This is a genomic window from Embleya sp. NPDC056575, from assembly GCF_042793325.1.
Lineage (GTDB): Bacteria > Actinomycetota > Actinomycetes > Streptomycetales > Streptomycetaceae > Embleya.
Genome location: NZ_JBHTVA010000030.1, coordinates 93,213 through 109,693, shown reverse-complemented (window position 1 = coordinate 109,693; position 16,481 = coordinate 93,213). Strand labels below are relative to the sequence as shown.

General features: G+C 73.1%; 15 protein-coding genes. 10 read left to right on the top strand and 5 right to left on the bottom strand.

Annotation, left to right across the window (positions count from 1 at the left end):
- Positions 1–294 precede the first annotated feature (294 nt).
- Positions 295–1,248: a 5'/3'-nucleotidase SurE gene (gene surE, locus ACFRCG_RS24225; protein WP_380034624.1), complete on the top strand. Its 954-nt coding sequence runs from the start codon at positions 295–297 to the stop codon at positions 1,246–1,248.
- A 172-nt stretch (positions 1,249–1,420) separates the two neighbouring features.
- Here surE and ACFRCG_RS24220 read toward each other — a convergent pair whose 3' ends face one another.
- Positions 1,421–2,152, bottom strand: coding sequence for an acyltransferase (locus tag ACFRCG_RS24220; RefSeq protein WP_380034622.1), 732 nt, complete (start codon positions 2,150–2,152; stop codon positions 1,421–1,423).
- Positions 2,153–2,325: 173 nt separating this feature from the next.
- On the opposite strand from ACFRCG_RS24220, the gene ACFRCG_RS24215 reads away from it, so the two are divergent.
- Both ACFRCG_RS24215 and ACFRCG_RS24210 read left to right on the top strand, forming a co-directional pair.
- The gene (locus tag ACFRCG_RS24215) at positions 2,326–3,369 is read left to right on the top strand and encodes a zinc-binding dehydrogenase (RefSeq protein WP_380034620.1); all 1,044 of its coding nucleotides are present in this window, start codon (positions 2,326–2,328) and stop codon (positions 3,367–3,369) included.
- A gap of 108 nt (positions 3,370–3,477) precedes the next feature.
- Positions 3,478–4,233 carry a YidB family protein gene (locus ACFRCG_RS24210; protein ID WP_380034619.1) on the top strand — a complete coding sequence of 252 codons (756 nt, stop codon included), beginning with the start codon at positions 3,478–3,480 and terminating at the stop codon, positions 4,231–4,233.
- Positions 4,234–5,882: 1,649 nt separating this feature from the next.
- Here ACFRCG_RS24210 and ACFRCG_RS24205 read toward each other — a convergent pair.
- Positions 5,883–7,289 (bottom strand): cytochrome P450, encoded by a 1,407-nt coding sequence (locus ACFRCG_RS24205; protein ID WP_380034617.1) that lies wholly within the window; start codon positions 7,287–7,289, stop codon positions 5,883–5,885.
- A gap of 100 nt (positions 7,290–7,389) precedes the next feature.
- Entirely contained in the window at positions 7,390–8,151 is a 762-nt protein-coding gene (locus tag ACFRCG_RS24200) for an SDR family NAD(P)-dependent oxidoreductase (protein WP_380034615.1), read from the bottom strand.
- Positions 8,152–8,363: 212 nt separating this feature from the next.
- On the opposite strand from ACFRCG_RS24200, the gene ACFRCG_RS24195 reads away from it, so the two are divergent.
- From ACFRCG_RS24195 to ACFRCG_RS24185, 3 genes are all read left to right on the top strand, one after another.
- A complete protein-coding gene (locus ACFRCG_RS24195) occupies positions 8,364–8,867 on the top strand; it encodes a MarR family winged helix-turn-helix transcriptional regulator (RefSeq protein WP_380008942.1) in 504 nt (167 codons plus the stop codon).
- Positions 8,868–9,126: 259 nt separating this feature from the next.
- Positions 9,127–10,656: a putative PEP-binding protein gene (locus ACFRCG_RS24190; RefSeq protein ID WP_380034613.1), complete on the top strand. Its 1,530-nt coding sequence runs from the start codon at positions 9,127–9,129 to the stop codon at positions 10,654–10,656.
- Positions 10,657–10,797: 141 nt separating this feature from the next.
- A complete protein-coding gene (locus tag ACFRCG_RS24185; protein WP_380034611.1) occupies positions 10,798–11,376 on the top strand; it encodes a pyridoxamine 5'-phosphate oxidase family protein in 579 nt (192 codons plus the stop codon).
- 66 nt (positions 11,377–11,442) lie between these two features.
- Here ACFRCG_RS24185 and ACFRCG_RS24180 read toward each other — a convergent pair whose 3' ends face one another.
- Positions 11,443–11,787, bottom strand: coding sequence for an ArsR/SmtB family transcription factor (locus tag ACFRCG_RS24180; RefSeq protein ID WP_380034610.1), 345 nt, complete (start codon positions 11,785–11,787; stop codon positions 11,443–11,445).
- A 141-nt stretch (positions 11,788–11,928) separates the two neighbouring features.
- On the opposite strand from ACFRCG_RS24180, the gene ACFRCG_RS24175 reads away from it, so the two are divergent.
- Positions 11,929–12,915, top strand: a complete 987-nt coding sequence (locus ACFRCG_RS24175; protein WP_380034608.1) for a zinc-binding alcohol dehydrogenase family protein — start codon at positions 11,929–11,931, stop codon at positions 12,913–12,915.
- A 75-nt stretch (positions 12,916–12,990) separates the two neighbouring features.
- On the opposite strand, the gene ACFRCG_RS24170 is transcribed toward ACFRCG_RS24175, so the two are convergent.
- Positions 12,991–13,656: a hypothetical protein gene (locus ACFRCG_RS24170; protein WP_380034606.1), complete on the bottom strand. Its 666-nt coding sequence runs from the start codon at positions 13,654–13,656 to the stop codon at positions 12,991–12,993.
- A 209-nt stretch (positions 13,657–13,865) separates the two neighbouring features.
- Here ACFRCG_RS24170 and ACFRCG_RS24165 point away from each other — a divergent pair, with 209 nt between their 5' ends.
- From ACFRCG_RS24165 to pcaG, 3 genes are read left to right on the top strand one after another with little or no spacing between them, the layout of a single operon-like run.
- Positions 13,866–15,053, top strand: a complete 1,188-nt coding sequence (locus tag ACFRCG_RS24165; RefSeq protein ID WP_380034604.1) for a thiolase family protein — start codon at positions 13,866–13,868, stop codon at positions 15,051–15,053.
- Positions 15,054–15,066: 13 nt separating this feature from the next.
- A complete protein-coding gene (gene pcaH, locus ACFRCG_RS24160) occupies positions 15,067–15,840 on the top strand; it encodes a protocatechuate 3,4-dioxygenase subunit beta (RefSeq protein ID WP_380034602.1) in 774 nt (257 codons plus the stop codon).
- Positions 15,837–16,481 (top strand): protocatechuate 3,4-dioxygenase subunit alpha, encoded by a 645-nt coding sequence (gene pcaG, locus ACFRCG_RS24155; RefSeq protein WP_380034600.1) that lies wholly within the window; start codon positions 15,837–15,839, stop codon positions 16,479–16,481. The genes pcaH and pcaG overlap by 4 nt, the downstream gene beginning before the upstream one ends.

The following is a 16,481-nucleotide window of genomic DNA, read 5'->3' as shown; positions in this document are numbered from 1 at the left end:
GCCCGGGAGTGCAAGGTGGGCCGAATCGCCCGCCCGTGCCCATTGCAATGTCCGGCCGATGACCCTAGTTTCGCTATCCGCCGGCTGACACGTGTCGAATCGCAGGGTGCATTCCGTCCGATTCACCCCTCCGTACACGTCGTTCGACCCGTACTTCGCCCACCGTTCCAGGTCGGGTCGACACGGGTTTCGCCCAGCCGTTCCGCGTTGCGCACGGGGAACCCGCGACACCGAACCCGTCGGTCGCGCGGGGCGGTTCGGCGCGTGCAGACCTTCTTGCCTACGGAGGACGAGATGGCCGTATTCGGTGGAAAACGTGTGGTGACCCTCGCGGTGGGGGCGACCGCCGCCGCGCTGCTCGCGGCGAGCGCGCCCGTGGCGGTCGCGAGCGACGACGCGCGCGGTGCGCAGGCGCCGCGCAGGCTCAGCATTTTGATCAGCAACGACGACGGGCACCAGGGACCGTTCATCCGCGCCCTGCAGAAGGCGCTGCGCGCGGCCGGGCACGACGCGGTGATCGTCGCGCCCGCCACGGACCAGTCCGGAAAGGGCACCGGGATCAACGCCACGCCCGGCTCCATCGTCAAGGCGGCGGAGGTGGAGCCCGGCATCTGGTCGGTCGCGGGCACGCCCGCCGACTCGGTCTCGTTCGGGCTCGCGAACGTCTTCCGCGACCGCAAGCCGGACCTGGTGGTCACCGGGATCAACCCCGGGCAGAACATCGGCGCCACCACGAACCACTCGGGCACGGTCGGCGCGTCGATCACCGCCGCGGAGAAGGGCATCCCGGCGGTGGCGTTCAGCGCCGAGTACAGCACCGCCGATCCGCGCAACCCGTTCCCGCAGATGCCGCAGGCGACGGCCTTCGCGACGCAGTTGGTGAACCGGCTGGCGGCCACCGCGCGCCGGACCGGCCCGCTGCTGCCCGCGCACACCACGCTCAACGTGAACTACCCGGCGAAGCCGACCGGTCGGGTGGAGATGACGAACGTGGGAGAGGCCGACTTCCTGGCGGTGAGCTACGTCAAGGACCCGTCCTGCGACACCTGCTACAAGCTGGACCTGGGCCTGGCGCCGAACGTGGACGAGCCGGTGCGGAACGCGGACACCACCGCGATCGGCAAGGGGTCGGTGTCGATCTCGATGCTCGACGCCGACTGGACGGTGCCGGGTTGGCAGCGGGGGCAGCAGCCGCGGGTGCTGGACGCGGTGGGTGTGCAGTTGCGGTTGTCGGGGCTGAAGGCGTGAGACGAGCGAGCACGTGAGTTCGTGACCGGGTGACCGGGTGACGGCGTGACTCGGGTCGTGTCGGGTCGGGCGTGCGGGGTCGGGTGGCGGGGGCGACCTCGCACGCCGGCGCGGTACGTCCGGCCCGGGTCGGCGGTTTCACGTGGAACCCGGTGGGCCCCACCGACCCGGCCTACTGGCCGCCGGAGGCGTCGTACTCGGTGAGCAGGGCGACCAGTTCGTCGTGGGTGATCCCGTCCGGGAGCGGTGTGGGGGTGTGCCGCAGCGGCGGGTCCCAGCCGGTCTCGGTGCGCCGGCGGACCACCTTCGCGGGCACGCCCGCGATCACGCTGTGGTCGGGCACCGTGCCGCGCACCACGGAGCCGGCGGCGACCACCACGTTCCGGCCGAGTTTGGCGCCGGGCAGGATGATCACGCCCGCGCCGAGCCAACTGCCCGCGCCGATTTCCACGGTGTCGTTGATCGGCCACTGGGTGCCGATCGGCCGATCCGGGTCGGCGTAGCTGTGGTTCTGGTCGGTGATGTAGATGTACGGCCCGGTCCACACGTCGTCGGCGATGGTGATCGAGCGATGCCCGACGATGTGGCTCCCGCGCCCGATCGTGCACCGGTCGCCGATGGTGACCACCGCCGCACTGCCCAGGTCGTGCCCCGGGGCCAGGCCGGCGGACAGCGTGACGTGTTCGCCGATGATGCAGCCGGCGCCCACGGATATCCACTCCTCGCCGAACACCGAACCGACCGGGAAGGCCAGCTTGCTGTCCGCGCCCAGCCGCCGGAAGCGGTACGGACCGGGCTGCTCGGAGGTGATCGCGCCCGCCCGCTGTAGTGCCCGCCAGCCTCGGTGCGCGGCGCGGGAGAGAGCGCCCCGGGCGTGCCCGCGCAGGGCTTGCGACAGCGACATGGAGATCACCGTACCGACGTGCGCGCGCGGCTCGGCGGGCCGTGGGACGAACGTCACGCCGGGCGGTTTCGGGACCGTCGGGGGTTGGCTTCACACGGCTTCTGTAACAGTGTTACCGGGGGCGTCGGGTGTGACGCCGGAGGTCGGGTATTCGAACCAGCCAGGGAGTGGACATGCGTGCCGTCGTCGTCAACGGAACCCGGGACGTGAGCGTGGAAAAGGTCGCGGACCCGGTGCTCGCGGGTCCGGACGGGGCGATCGTCCAGGTGACCGCGAGTGCCCTGTGCGGCTCCGATCTGCACTTCTACGAGGGCGAGTTCCCGGCCGTCGGGCTGCGCCCGGGGCACGAGGTGGTCGGCACGGTGGTCGAGATCGGCGCGGACGTGGGCCGGATCGCGGTGGGCGATCGGGTGCTGGTGTCGCCGGTGATCGGCTGTGGGCGGTGTCCGGGGTGCCGGGCCGGCAATCCGATCGACTGTGTGGGCGGCGGCGTGCGAGTGCTGGGCGGCGACGTGGGGCTGCCGGGCGGGCACGCCGAGGCGGTGGCGGTGCCGGCCGCCGACGCGTGGCTCCTGCCGGTGCCCGAGGACGTCTCCGTGGACCACGCGGTGTTGCTCACCGACGCGCTGCCGACCGGCTGGACGGCGGCGACCCGGGCCGACATCACGCCCGGTGCCACGGTGCTGGTGATCGGGCTCGGGCCGGTGGGGCTGTACGCGTTGCAGGCGGCCCAGGTGCTCGGCGCGGGGCGGATCCTGGCGGCCGACCGGGTGCCCGAACGACTCACGATGGCCGAACGCCTCGGCGCGGAGCCGATCGACGCGACCCGGGGGGACGTGGCCGAGCAGGTGCGGGCGGCGACGGGCGGGCTCGGCGCGGACACGGTGATCGAGGCGGTCGGGCAGGACGCGACGCTGAGCGCGGCGATCGCCTCGGTGCGCAGTTCGGGCACCGTTTCGGTGGTGGGGGTGGACGCGAACTTCGCGTTCCCGATCGCCGTGCCGCTGCTGCTGATCCGCAATGTCACGCTGCGCTTCACCACGGCGCCGGTGGCGGCCACGTGGCCGACGCTGATCCCGCTGATCCGGCACGGCCGGCTGGTCCCGGTCGACGTGTTCACCCATCGAATGCCGCTGAGCGAGGCGGCGGCCGGATACCGCACCTTCGCGGATCGTACGGACGGCTGCCTCAAGGTGCTGTTCGACCCGACCCGCTGATCGACTCGTCGCCCGATGGGCGTACTGCCGACGTGCCCACCGCGAACTACTGTCCCATTTAACCCACTATGGGAGCCTGGTTGGGCTACCTGTGCAGGGAGAAGACGGATGAGCGGCGGAATGGGCCTTCCCGGCGGACTCGGCGGCATCCTGGGCAACCTGCTCGGTGGGCCGGGCGGTGGTCGGAACGGGGCGCTGGCGGGGGTACTGCTCGGCCTGCTGAGCCGACAGGGCGGCTCCGGCGGCCTGGCGGCGCTGGTGCAGCGGCTGCGGGACGGCGGACTCGAAGAGCAGGCCCAGTCGTGGGTGGACACCGGGCGCAATCAGCCGGTGAGCGGCAAGGAACTCACCGACGCGCTCGGCGAGGACGAGATGGTCCGCCTGGCGGGCCGGGCGGGCCTGACCAAGGAGGAGACCGCAGCCGCGCTCGCCGCGACGCTGCCGGGCGTGGTGGACGCGGTGACCCCCGGGGGCGAACTGCCGGCCGCCGAGCGGATCGACGCGTTGGTCGACCCGACGTCGACGCCGGGCACTCCCGAGGCGGGCTCGGGGGCGGAGCCGGATGCGGGGGCGGAGCCGGGGGACGAGCCGGCTGCGGCGGTGGCCGGGACCGGGGCAGAGCCGGAGGCGGATGCCGCGACCGGCGCCGAGGCGGCGGCCGGGGACGAATCCGGCGACGAGGCCGAGGCCGAGCCTGGAGCCGGCACCGGACCCGAGTCCGCGTCGAACGGCACGCCCAAGCCCGGGTCGGACACCGAGCCCGACGGCGAACCCGAACCCGAGCCCGCGTCCAAGGACGAGTCCGAGCCCGGGACGGCAACCGGCTCCGCGACCGAGCCCGGACCGCCCGAGCCCAAGCGCTGATTCGAGCGGAGCCGCAACCCGCTGCGCCGCCGGTGAAGGAACCGGATCCCGGTGCCGCGTAGCGGCTGCGCCGTCCGGGCCCACTCCGGGGGCTGTCACGAACCTGGCCTCGCTCCGGTCCTCGGGCCGCTCCGGCGGCGGTGGGGCGAAGCGGAGCGGCAATCGCTGTGCCTGGTGAAGCGCAGTGGAACCGGATCCCGGTGCCGCGTAGCGGTAGCGCGCCCCGGGCCTCGCTCTGGGGGCTGTCACAACCTGGCCCCACTCCGGCCTTCGGGCCGCTCGGGCGGCGGTGGGGCGAAGCGGAGCGGCAACCGCTGTGCCTGGTGAAGCGCAGTGGAACCGGATCCCGGTGCCGCGCGGCGGTAGCGCGCCCCGGGCCTCGCTCCGGGGGCTGTCACGAACCTGGCCTCGCTCCGGCCCTCGGGCCGCTCCGGCGGCGGTGGGGCGAAGCGGAGCGGCAACCGCTGTGCCTGGCAAAGCGCAGTGGAACCGGAACCCGGTGCCGCGTAGCGGTAGCGCCGTCCGGGCCTCGCTCCGGGGGCTGTCACGAACCTGGCCTCGCTTCAGCCTTCGGGCCGCTCCGGCGGCGGTGGGGCGAAGCGGAGCGGCAACCGCTATGCCTGGCAAAGCGCAGTGGAACCGGAACCCGGTGCCGCGCAGCGGCTGCGCCCTCCGGGCCTCGCTCCGGGGGCTCTCACGAACCTGGCCCCATCCTTGCCCCCAGGCCGCCCCGGCGGCGGTGGAGCGAAGCGGAGCCGCAACCCGCTGCGTCACCGGTGGAGCGCAGCGGAGCCGGAACCCCGGTGCCGCGCAGCGGCAACGCCCCCCCGCCTTCCGCCCCCGACGGAGCGCAGCGGAGGAGAACCACTTCGCCGCCGCGCGGCGGCGGCGGCGGCTTTGCCCGGTCGCGGGCCCGACCCGACGCGGTTCACCTGCCGGCCCTCACGACCATGGCCGGTTTCGGGCGGACTGCCGGGTTCGTGGCTGCCGGGGGCGGAGTGGTTTCTCCTCCGCTGCGCTCCGTCGGGGGCGGAAGGGCCGGGGGGCGTTGCCGCTGCGCGGCGCCGGGTTCCGGTTCCGCTGCGCTCCACCAGTGGCGCAGTGGGTTGCGGCTCCGCTGCGCTTCACCGCTGCTGGGTCGCGTTGCCGCTGGGCGGGATGTGGCTGCGGTTCCACTGTGCTTCATCGCTGCGGGGGTGGGTTGGGGGTGGGGCCAGGTTCGTGAGTGTTTCCGGAGTGGGCCCACCGGCGTTGCCGCTGCGCGGCATGTGGTTCCGGTTCCGCTGTGCTTCATCGTGGTGTGTGGGTTGTGGCTTCCACCGTTATCGGCTCGGGGTTGAGGGGTGGGGCCCAGTGGCGTTGCCGCTGGGCGGGATGTGGTTCTGGTTCCGTTGTGTTTCATCGTGGCGTGGTGGGTTGTGGCTTCCGCCGTTATTGGCCCGGGGTTGAGGGGTGGGGCCCACCGGCGTTGCCGCTGCGCGGCATGTGGTTCTGGTTCCGTTGTGCTTCATCGTGGCGTGTGGGTTGTGGCTTCCACCGTTATTGGCCCGGGGTTGAGGGGTGGGGCCCACCGGCGTTGCCGCTGCGCGGCATGTGGTTCCGGTTCCGTTGTGCTTTATCGCTGCCGGGGTGGGTTGTGGCTTCCACCGTTATTGGCTCGGGGTTGAGAGGTGGGGTCCACCGGCGTTGCCGCTGCGCGGGATGGGGTTCCGGTTTCGCTGTGCTCTGGTGGTGGTGCTCGGGGTGATGGCGGGGTCAGGTTTCCGGGTGGGGGTGTACTCGCAGGTCATGTGTTTGATGCCGTTGATGAACATCGAGCGCAGGCGTTGTGGCTCGCCCACCACTTGGATGTCCGGCAGGCGGTGTAGCAACTCGCGGAACAGCAGGGTGATTTCGCGGCGTGCCAGGTGTGCGCCGAGGCAGAAGTGTGGGCCGCGTGCGCCGAAGCCGAGATGTGGGTTCGGGTCGCGGGTGAGGTCGAATCGCGCTGGGTCGGTGAACACCGTTTCGTCCCGGTTCGCCGACCAGTAGAACAGCAGTAGTTTGTCGCCGTCTCGGACCTGTTTCCCGTTCAGTTCGGTGTCGCGGACGGCGGTGCGGCGCATCCACACCACCGGCGAGGCCAGGCGGATGATCTCCTCGACGGCGGTTGGTGCGTACCGCTCGAAGTCCGAGCGCCACAGGCGGTGTTGGTCGGGGTTCTGGGTCAGTAGCCACAGTCCGTGGGAGATCGCGTTGCGGGTGGTCTCGTTGCCGGCGGCGAGCAACAGGATGAAGAACGAGGCCAGTTCGTCCGCGCTCAGGCTCTCCCCGTCGATCTCCGCGTTGACCAGCGCGGAGGTCACGTCGTCGGTGGGGGTGCCGCGCCGGAACTCGGCCAGGTTCCGCATCAGTTCGGCGAGTTCGGCACCGGCCGTGAGCAGCGCCTCGATGTGGCCGCCGCCCTCCTGGGGCACGTATTCCGGGTCCGCGACGCCGAGGATCACGTTGGAGCGTTCGAAGACGAAGCGGCGGTCCGCGCTCGGTACGCCCATCATGTCGCAGATGACGTCGAGCGGCAGGCGGGCGGCGACGTCGGTGACGAAGTCGCAGGAGCCGCGTTCGGCCACGTCGTCGACGATGGTCCGGGCGGTGCGGTCCACGTCGTCGGAGAACTGCTTGATCATTCTGGGAGTGAAGGCGCGGGCGACGATCCGGCGCAGCCGCTGGTGCCGGGGATCGTCCATTTCGATCATGGAACCGAAGAACTCGCCGAAGCCCGGCGGGAAGTCGGGTATGTGGGTGGAGCCCTGCCCCGAACAGAAGTCCTCCGGGCGACGGGTCGCCTCCGCGACGTCGGCGTGTCGGGTCAGTGCCCAAAAGCCGGGGCCGGGCTCCAGCGGGCTCTCCGGCTCCGGGTAGTAGGGCATCGGCCAGGTGGCGCGCAGCCGGGAGAAGCCCTGTTCGCGTGCGGCCAGGGGGCCCGACCAGAAGTCCAGGTCCGCGAGCGGGACGTCGGTGGGCCAGGTCCTGGGGTTCGGGTCGGTCGTGCTCGGTTCAGCCGCCTCGGCCGTCATGCCGCTCACTCCGATCGCGCGTTGTTACTCGCGGGTTCGGTAATCAGTGCAGCACACATGCGTCGAGCGATCCAGGGGTGCGCGCGCGAATCCGCGGGGGTCAGGTGGTGAGCGCGCCGCCGTTGACCTGGAGGGTCTGGCCGGTGATCCAGGCGCTTTCGGTCGAGGCGAGGAACGCGCAGATCGCCCCGGCGTCCTCGGGGGTGCCCAGGCGGCCGACCGGTATGCGCTCGGCCTGTCCGGCGGTGTGCGCGAGTTCGCGACCGCTGGGGCGCGGGTCCATCAGGCCGAGCGCGACCGTGTTCGCGGTCACGCCGTCGCGCGCGGTCTCCATCGCGAGGTGGCGCATGAAGGCGATGGCGCCGCCCTTCGCGGCCCCGTACAGCGAGATGCCGAACGCCTGGCCGCTCACCCCGGCGGTCGAGGCGATGGTGATCACCCGTCCGAAGCGGCGCGCGCACATCCCGTCGAGCACCGCCTTGGTGCACGCCATCACGCCGAACAGGTTGACGTCGGCGAAGCGTTGCCAGTCCTCGGGCACGGTCTGGCGGAACCGGGTCGGGCGAAATGCCTCGGCGCCGCCGTTGCCGGCGTTGTTGACCAGGATGTCGACAGGCGCGACGGCGCGCTCGAAGGCGCGGATCGCCAGGAGCGCGGCCCGGGGGTCGGTCACGTCGAACACGGCGGGGTACGCCCGGCCGCCGGCGTCGCGGATCGTGGCCGAGGTCTGCTCGGCGCGCTCGGCGTCGAGGTCGTTCACAGCCACGATCGCACCCTGCGCGGCGAGCAGTCGGGCGATGCCCGCGCCGACGCCCTGCCCCGCGCCGGTCACCAGCGCGGCCCTGCCGTCGAGTGCGAACACGCTGGTCTCCCGGGGGAATCGATCGGCTCGACGACGGTCCTGGGCCCGGCGTCGATCATGACGCGCGCAGCCAACCACCGGCCCCTACACGTGTCAATGCTGGACTCCATCAATTACCTTCGACCGGCGGGGGCGCGCACCTAGACTGTGGAACGCCCGCCTCCGCCATACGAAACCGTACGGCGTTGCTTCCCCCCCGGAGGACTCGTCCAGTGCCCCCGTCAGCCGAGTCGCCCACTCCGGAACGACACGAGTCGCGGCACCACGTCCAGACCGCTCTCGAACGCCTGATCCGACTCCAGCAGAGCCGTCGTGTGCACGGTGAACTCACCAGCGCTTCGCGCGCCCAGGTCTCCCAGCCGGCGGTGGTGTTGTTGGCCCGGTTGCAGGCGGGCGGCGGCGGCCTGGCGATCGGCGATCTGGCCAAGCTCGCCCGGATGGACATGTCGCTGGTCAGCCGGGAGCTGCGCAAGCTGGAGGCGGACGAGTTGGTCACCCGGACCACCGACGCGCGCGACGGCCGGATCACCCGGGTCGGCCTCACCCCCAAGGGTCGCGGTGTGGTCCGCCGGCTGCGCCGGGTGCGGGACCGGCACTTCGAGGACGCGCTGTCGGGCTGGTCCGACGAGGACCTCGCCGCCCTCGGCGCGCTGATGGGCCGCTTCGTCGACGACCTCTCCGCCGTGCGCTACCGCGAGGCCGACGACACCGCCTGATCGGATCGGCGGGCCCGTCCGGCGTGTTCCCACCGCTCCCGCGCCGTGCTGCGCCGGCTCCGTTTGTGGCGGCTCGGCTGGACAGCGCCCGCGAGTCCATCAGACTGTGTGCCTGGACCGGGCGGTTTGTGGTCCGCCGGGTCGAACTCGCGTGCCCGCGGGCGCGTGTGCCGGTCTGCGGCGGGTGGGACGACGTGGAAGGAAGAGGACGCACCGTGGGAGAGCTGCACTGCGCCGGCCGCGACCGCGTGCGGGTCGCGTGAGCGCGGTACTGCGCGGCACGGGAGCCGCGCCGGGGTCCGCGGTCGGCCGTCTCGTGGCGGCCCGGGTCGGCGCACCGGCCGCCCGGCCGGACCCGGTGCCGCCGACCGACATCCCGGCCGCGCTGGACACCGTGGCCCGGCACATGGACGACCTGGCCGGGGCGCTGCGCACGCGCGGACGGGCGGCGGAGGCCGACATCGTCGAGTTCGCCGCGCTGATCGCCCGGGATCGCGAGCTGCGCGACGGCGCGGCCCGGCACCTCGCGGCGGGCCTGGAGCCGATCGACGCGCTCGCCGAGGCGGTGCGCGAATTCGCCGACGTGGTGGCCGGTTTCGACGACGAACTGCTCGCCGAGCGAGCGGTGGACGTGCGCGACATCGGCCGCCAGGCCGAGGCGCTGCTGCGCGGCGAGGACCCGATGGGCGGTGCGCCGGCGGGTGGGGCGCCGGCGGTGCTGGTCGGCGAGGAGTTGGCCGCGATGGACCTGCTGCGCGGCGCGCGACCGGCGGCGGCGGTGTCCGAGCGGGGCGGGCCGACCGGGCATCTGGCCATCGTGGCCCGATCGTTGGGCATTCCGCTGGTCCTCGGCATCCCGGTGGCGGCGCTGGCCGAGCTGGCCGAGGACCTGATCCTGGTGGACGGCGAGGCGGGTACGGTCGAGGCCAACGCGGGCGCGGGCGTACGGACCATCCCGGCGCCGCGGCGGGTGCCCGGTGGCGGCGCGGGCCAGGCGATCACCCGGGACGGGCGCCGGATCCGGGTGCGGGCCAACGTGGCGACCGTGACGGACGCGCTCGCGGCGGGCGAGGCCGGCTCCGAGGGAGTGGGCCTGCTGCGTACCGAACTGCCTTTCCTGACCGAGGAGTCCGGCTGGCCGGACGAGGAACGACACGTGGCGATGTTGACCCCGGTGCTGGCCGCGGTGCCACCGGGGCTGGTGGTGGTGCGCACGCTGGACTTCACCGGCGACAAACGCCCGCCGTTCCTGCGCGACCGGCGGATCACGCTGCCCGGACCCGACGCGCTGACCGCACAACTGCGCGGCGTGATGCGCGCGGCGAGCGACACGGGGGTCGAGGTGGCGCTGCTGCTGCCGATGGTCGACCATCCCCGGCGGATCAAGCACGTGCGTGGCCTGCTCGCCGACGCGTGCGCGAGTCTGGGCCTGCTCCCGCCGCCGCTGGGCGCGATGGTCGAACTGCCCCAGGTGCTGGACCAGGTGGACGATCTCGCCGAGCACGCCGACTTCCTGTCCCTGGGCACCAACGACCTCACCTCGCGGCTGCTCGGGCTGAGCCGGGACGACCCCCGGCTGACGCCCGCCTCCGCCGCGCATCCGACGGTGTTGGACGCGATCGCGCAGACCATCCGGGCGGGCCACGCGCGCGGACGCGCGGTGTCGTTGTGCGGCGACGCGGCGGCGGATCCGGCGGTCCTGCCGCATCTGGTCCGGCTCGGCTGCGACGCGGTCTCGGTGGCGCCGACCGCGCTCGCGGGGGTGCGGGCGGCGGTCCGGGCATACTGACGGCACGAGTGCTCCCGTGGGCGAGGGATCGGTGCGGGTCGCGTGCAGGGTGGGTGGGCACAGGGTGGGATACACGTCCGCGGATCGGGACGGGCCGGGATATTGCCTGGGCTGGAACGACCAACGTCGGATAATGCGGACATGGGAAAAACGTACGAGCGGATCGACGATCGACTGCGCGAGTTCATCGAGGGCCAACCCGTCTTCTTCGTGGGGAGCGCACCGCTCGCCGACGACGGCCACGTCAACGTGTCGCCCAAGGGGCGGGCCGGCACCCTCCTCGTGCTGGACGAACAGACCGTGGCCTACCTGGACTTCGGCGGCAGCCACGCCGAGACCATCGCGCACCTGCGGGAGAACGGCCGGATCACCCTGATGTGGTGCGCGTTCGAGGGGCCGCCGAAGATCGTGCGGGTGCACGGTGTCGGCGAACCGGTCTTCCGCGACGACCCGCGCTTCGTCGACCTGGTGGCCCGCTTCGGTGACGCGGATGCCGCAGGGCTGCGCGCGGTGGTGGTGGTGCGGGCGAAGCTGATCAGCGACACGTGCGGGTTCGCCGTGCCGTTCATGGACTATCGCGAGGAGCGGACCCTGCACGAGGAGTACATGGCCCGCAAGACCGACGAGGAGTTCGTCGAATACGTCGGCACCAAGCCGTACAACATCGCGAGCATCGACGGACTGCCGGCCGTACCACTGCCGTTGCCGCTGCGCGGGTAGCGGATGGCGGGTGGGGGAGGCATGGCGGTCGGCGGGGTGGCGGGTGACGGCCCGGGGCCGTCGGGCTCAGCCGTCCCCGGTCGCCTGTCGCTCGTACGCTCCCAGGATCGCCGCGAGCAGCCCCGGGAAGCGCTCCTCCAGATCCGCCTGCCGCAGCGTGGTCAGCCGGCGGTTGCCGTCCTCGCGCTGGTGGATCACACCCGCCTCGCGCAACACCCGGAAGTGGTGGCTGAGCGTGGAGGGGGCCACCTCGACCGGGAAGGTGCCGCACGCGCGCTCGGGGTCGGCGTGGAGTGTGCGGGTGATGGTCATCCGGGTCGGGTCGGACAGCGCGTGCAGGACGTCGAACACGTTCATTCGGGCGGTGGCCACGTGGACCGGCGCCGGACGCCGTCGATGTGAGCGGGGCACGGGCGGCTCCTCTTCTCCACGGGTCCCGGCGCGCGGAGGGTTTCCCCGACCGCCTTGGCGGTGATTTTGCCCGGCGTCCCCGATCATCGTGGTACTACTTTCGACGTACGTCGAACATCGTAACCGTGGACGGGGACGGACATGCGCGCATTGCTGATGACCGAGCCGGGGGACGCGCGCCGGTCGCGGATCGTGGACGTGGAGGTGCCCCGTCCGGGCGCGGGCGAGGTGGCGATCGACGTCGCGTACGCCGGGCTGAACTTCATGGACGTGATGGCCCGGCGCGGCGATCCGGGCTATGTCCGGAGTTGGCCGTATCGCCCCGGACTGGAGGTCGCCGGCACGGTGCGCGAGGTCGGCGCGGACGTGGTCGGCCTGGCGGTCGGCGACCGGGTCGCCGCCGTGCCCGACGGCGGCGGCCTGGCCGAAGTGGCCATCGCCCGGGCCGGGTTGACCATGACCGTGCCCGCCGAGGTGACGCTGCGCACGGCGGCGGCGGTGCCGCTGGGCCTGGCCACGGCGATGTTGCTGCTGGCCGAGGCGGGCCGGTTCGCCCCCGGGGACAGTGTCCTGGTGCACTCCGCGAGCGGTGGCATCGGCAGTGCGCTGGCGCAACTGGTCCCGCTGCTCGGCGGTGGTCGGCTGATCGGCACGGTGGGCCGGGCGGAGAAGGTCGACGCGGCCCGCAAGAGCGGCTACGACGAGGTGTTCGTGCGCGACGAGGCGGACGCGGACGCCATCCGGGCGGCCAACGAGGGCCACGGGGTGGATGTGATCCTGGACCCGCTGGGCACCAGTGCGCTGGCCCTGGACCTGGACGCGGCGGCCACCGGCGCCCGGATCGTGCTGTTCGGCAACGCCTCCGGCGGCGCGCTCGACCCGATGCCGGCGGCCGGTCGACTCATCGGCGGCAACATCACCGTGACCGGCTTCAGTCATCGCGGCCTGGTCGCGGGCGCGCCCCGGCGGGTGGCCCGGGCCATCCGGGGCACTCTGGACCTGCTCGCGGGTGGCCGGCTGGACTTCCCGGTCACCGAACTGTCGTCCTTGGCCGAGGCTCCGGCCGCGCACGACCTGCTCGCCGCGGGGCGGGGCGCGGGCAAGTACGTGGTTCGGGTCACCGGCTGACGGGCCGCCACCCCCGGCGCCCGGGCCGAAGTCCGGGTGGACTCGGCCGACTTCGGTCGGACACGCCGGGGCGGATCAGCCCTGTGCCGGGTATGGGCCGGGCGGCTGGTGCGGAGGCTGCGGCGTGTAGTGGCCCGGCGGCTGGTCGGGCGGCTGCGGCGCGTACGGGCCGGGTGCCTGGCCCGGGTACTGCTGGGGGGCCTGGCCGGCGTACTGCTGCGGTGCCTGCCCCGGGTACGGGTTCGCCGCCTGCGGCGCGTACTGGTTCGGTACCTGGCCCGGGTGGCCGCCGCCTTGCGGCACGCCGCCGGACGCCGCGTACGCGTCGGTGAGGTAGCGGAAGATCCACTCGCCCTCGGTGCGCCACGGGCGCGGGAAGTTGAGCTTGGCGGGCTTGTCCTTGCCGGGGAAGTGGAAGAACATCCGGCTCCAGGTCGTCTTCGTCTCCAGCCCGCTCAGCAGCGCCCCGGCCTGGGCGTGGGTCAGCGCGTAGGCCACCTCCTTCGGCCTGCTGCTCAGCGAGCTCGCGCGGTGGAACAGCACCCCCTGGCGGGTGACCGTGAAGAAGTAGTAGTCGGACATCGACGCCCCGATCAGCGCGCCGATGCCGCCGAAGAGCGCGAACAACATCGGGTTCGGCCCGCGGACCACGAACATCGTGCACAGCGGTTCGTCGCCGGGCACGGCCGCGGCCACCACCTCCGCGACCTGCCGCTGCATGGTCGCCTTGCGCATTGCCATGTGCCGGTCCTCCCGTGGGTGTGCCGCGCGCCGCCGCGACGGGCGATCGAAGGCTAGTCCCATGAGAGCCGTCCACGGGGTCCGATCCGGGCAAATGTTCGGCTCGGGTCGAGGGCGTGCGCTTCCGCTGAGCGGAATCCGGGCGCCCGGCGGGCGGGCGGCAGGCGGCACGGTGGGCGCTACGACATCGCCGCCGTAGGGGAGAGCGCATGAACGGGCTCGAGGACGTCTATCTGGTGGACGCCGTACGCACGCCCATCGGGCGCCACGGCGGCGCGCTGGCCGGGGTGCGGCCGGACGATCTGGCCGCGACCGTGTTGCGCGCCCTGCTCGACCGGGCGCCGGATCTGGACCCGGAGCGCGTCGACGACGTGGTGTTCGGCGCCGCCAACGGGGCCGGCGAGGACAACCGGGACGTGGCGCGCATGGCCGTGCTGCTCGCCGGACTGCCCACCTCGGTGCCCGGCGTCACGGTGAACCGGCTGTGCGGATCCGGCCTGGAGGCGGTGATCCAGGCGGCGCGCGCGGTCGCGGTCGGCGACGCCTCGATCGTGGTCGCGGGCGGGGTCGAGTCGATGTCGCGCGCACCGTGGGTGCTGGCCAAGCCGGGCCGGGGATATCCCACCGGCCACGAGACGCTGCACTCGACCACGCTCGGCTGGCGCATGGTCAATCCGCGCATGCCCGCCGAATGGACCGTCGGCCTCGGCGAGGCGACCGAGCAGCTGGCGGCGGAATACGGCGTGACCCGGGAGGCGCAGGACGCCTACGCCGCCGCGTCGCACGCCGGGGCCGCCGCCGCGTGGGCCGCGGGCGCGTTCGCCGACGAGGTGGTCCCGGTCCCAGGCGTGGACCTGGCCCGGGACGAGTCGGTCCGGCCCGGCAGCACCCCGGAGGTATTGGCCGGGCTGAAGCCGTCGTTCCGCCCGGACGGCACGATCACCGCGGGCAACGCCTCGCCGCTCAACGACGGAGCCGCCGCGCTCCTGGTGGCCGACGCCGCGGGACTGCGGGCCATCGGCCGCGAGCCGCTGGCCCGGATCACCGCGAGCGGTGTGCATGGCGTGGACCCGCGCCGGTTCGGCATCGGCCCGGTCGAGGCGGGCCGTCGCGCGCTGGCCAGGGCCGGTCGCGGCCTCGACGAGCTGGACGCGGTCGAACTCAACGAGGCGTTCGCCGCCCAGGCGCTCGCCTGCCTGGGCGAATGGCCCGAGGTGGACCCGGCCGTGGTCAACCCGCTCGGCGGCGCGCTCGCGCTCGGCCACCCGCTCGGCGCGTCCGGCGCCCGGATCCTGGGCACGCTCGCGCACCGGTTGCACCGCCGAGGCGGCGGCCTGGGCCTGGCCGCACTGTGCATCGGCGTCGGCCAGGGCCTGGCCGTCACGGTGGAGAACTGAGGAGAGACGCCCGATGACCATCCCGTACGACCGCACCGACGGCCGACCGGACCGCCACGCTCCCGAGGCCGCGGCCGGTCCCGAGCCCGGAGCTCCGCCCGCGCCCGAACCCCCGCGCCGCCTCCCCGAGTTCGACTTCGCCGCCTACCGGAGCACCGAACTGCGCAGCCCCCGGCGGCCGTTGGTGATCCCGCCGAGCGGCGCCACCGAGCGCACCGGCCCGGTGTTCGGCGTCGCCGACGTACACCCGCTCGACGCCGACCTCACCGCACAACACGTCGGCGAACCGCTGGGCGAGCGCATCGTGGTCGGCGGCCGGGTGCTGGACGAGTCGGGTCGACCGCTGCGCGGGCAACTCGTCGAGCTGTGGCAGGCCAACGCGGCCGGCCGCTACCCGCACAAGGGCGATCGTCACCCCGCCCCGCTCGACCCCAACTTCACCGGCGCCGGCCGTTGTCTGACCGACGACGAGGGCCGCTACCGGTTCGTCACGATCAAGCCCGGCGCGTACCCGTGGGGCAATCACCACAACGCCTGGCGTCCCGCGCACATCCACTTCTCGCTCTTCGGCACCGCCTTCACCCAGCGTCTGGTGACCCAGATGTACTTCCCTGGCGACCCGCTGTTCGCCTACGACCCGATCTTCAACTCGGTGCGCGACGAACGGGCCCGGCGCCGGATGATCGCCGGCTTCGACATGGACACCACCGTGAGCGACTGGGCGCTCGGCTACCGGTGGGACATCGTGCTCGGCGGCGCGAGCGCGACCCCGACGGAGGACCGATGAGCACCCCGCCGATGAGCACCCCGCCGATGAACATCCGGCCGATGAACACCCCGCCGAGGCACACCTGGCCGATCGGCGCCGAGGGCGGCACGCCGAATCCGGACGGCGGGCTCACCCCGTCGCAGACCGTCGGGCCGTTCTTCGGCTACGCGCTGCCCTTCGCCGGCGGCCCGGACCTGGTTCCGCCGCACACGCCCGGCGCGATCCGGGTGCACGGCACGGTGTACGACGGCGCGGGTGTGCCCGTCCCGGACGCCGTCGTGGAGATCTGGCAGGCCGACGCGGCGGGCCGGATCCCGCGCGCGCCCGGCTCCTTCGCGCGCGACGGGGCGACCTTCACGGGGTGGGGGCGGGCGGCGGTGGACCGGCTCGGCCGCTACGCGTTCAGCACGGTTCGGCCCGGTGCGCCCGGGGCCGACGCGAATCCGTACCTGGCCATGTCGGTGTTCGCGCGCGGCATGCTGCGCCGAGTGGTCACCCGGGTGTACTTCCCCGAGGACGACCGCCACGCGGACCCGCTGTTCGCGCTGGTTCCGGCGAGCCGGCATGAGACGCTGATCGCCGTGCGGGAGGAATCGGGAGCCTACCGCTTCGATGTGCACATCCAGGGCGAACAGGAGACGGTCTTCCTTGCCGTGTGA

Coding starts and splice junctions, on each gene's coding strand:
- surE (WP_380034624.1), top strand. CDS start 295: ATGGCCGTATTCGGTGGAAAACGTGTGGTGACCCTCGCGGTGGGGGCG.
- ACFRCG_RS24220 (WP_380034622.1), bottom strand. CDS start 2,152: ATGTCGCTGTCGCAAGCCCTGCGCGGGCACGCCCGGGGCGCTCTCTCC.
- ACFRCG_RS24215 (WP_380034620.1), top strand. CDS start 2,326: ATGCGTGCCGTCGTCGTCAACGGAACCCGGGACGTGAGCGTGGAAAAG.
- ACFRCG_RS24210 (WP_380034619.1), top strand. CDS start 3,478: ATGAGCGGCGGAATGGGCCTTCCCGGCGGACTCGGCGGCATCCTGGGC.
- ACFRCG_RS24205 (WP_380034617.1), bottom strand. CDS start 7,289: ATGACGGCCGAGGCGGCTGAACCGAGCACGACCGACCCGAACCCCAGG.
- ACFRCG_RS24185 (WP_380034611.1), top strand. CDS start 10,798: ATGGGAAAAACGTACGAGCGGATCGACGATCGACTGCGCGAGTTCATC.
- ACFRCG_RS24175 (WP_380034608.1), top strand. CDS start 11,929: ATGCGCGCATTGCTGATGACCGAGCCGGGGGACGCGCGCCGGTCGCGG.
- ACFRCG_RS24170 (WP_380034606.1), bottom strand. CDS start 13,656: ATGGCAATGCGCAAGGCGACCATGCAGCGGCAGGTCGCGGAGGTGGTG.
- ACFRCG_RS24165 (WP_380034604.1), top strand. CDS start 13,866: ATGAACGGGCTCGAGGACGTCTATCTGGTGGACGCCGTACGCACGCCC.
- pcaH (WP_380034602.1), top strand. CDS start 15,067: ATGACCATCCCGTACGACCGCACCGACGGCCGACCGGACCGCCACGCT.
- pcaG (WP_380034600.1), top strand. CDS start 15,837: ATGAGCACCCCGCCGATGAGCACCCCGCCGATGAACATCCGGCCGATG.